This window comes from Roseateles sp. P5_B10 (assembly GCF_056400485.1).
This window is the reverse complement of record NZ_JBFULE010001484.1, coordinates 1-685: the sequence shown is the minus strand read 5'-3', so window position 1 is coordinate 685 and position 685 is coordinate 1. Positions and strand designations below refer to the sequence as shown.

The following is a 685-nucleotide window of genomic DNA, read 5'->3' as shown; positions in this document are numbered from 1 at the left end:
ACCCACCTCTGCTGTTGCCAGGGGCAACTGCAAAAGGGACGGGAAGGAATAAAAGTATCAGGGGCGGACTCTAGCACTCCGGGTTTGCCCGACAAGGTGGACGGGGTGCGACAAAGTTCACGCACCGGGATGCAGCAAAGTTGACTGGCCCGTAAACTTGGTGGTCGCGCCAGCCCCGAGATTGAATGGTTGAACGCGAGGGACATTCAGGAGATCCCAGATGCAAGTCCAGGTCGTTGACTACCGCGCGCCCGACGCCGCGGAGAAGTTCACCCGCTCCCTGCACGAGACCGGTTTCGGCGTGCTGACCAACCACCCGATCCGCCAAACCCTGGTCGAGAAGATCTACGCCGACTGGCTGGCCTTCTTCAACAGCGAGGCCAAGCATGGCTACGCGTTTTCCAAGGAAACCCAGGATGGGTATTTCTCGACCGCCATCTCGGAAACCGCGAAGGGTTCCAAGCAGAAGGACATCAAGGAGTACTTCCACGTCTACCCCTGGGGCCGCATCCCCGAGCAGTTGAAGGAAGACGCCCTCACCTACTACCGCGAAGCCAATGCGCTGGCGGAGGAACTGCTGGGCTGGGTGGAGCGTTACACGCCGCCAGAGATCGCGGCCAAGTACCGCGAGCCACTGTCGAACATGATCCAGGGCAGCAGCAAGACCCTGCTGCGCGTGCTGCGC

1 protein-coding gene is annotated in these 685 nt (G+C 60.9%); it reads left to right on the top strand.

The window, feature by feature from the left end; all coding sequences use genetic code 11:
- Positions 1–220: 220 nt before the first annotated feature.
- Positions 221–685: 2-oxoglutarate and iron-dependent oxygenase domain-containing protein (locus AC1DU6_RS34120; protein WP_477862854.1), on the top strand; the 465-nt coding region annotated here is incomplete at its 3' end.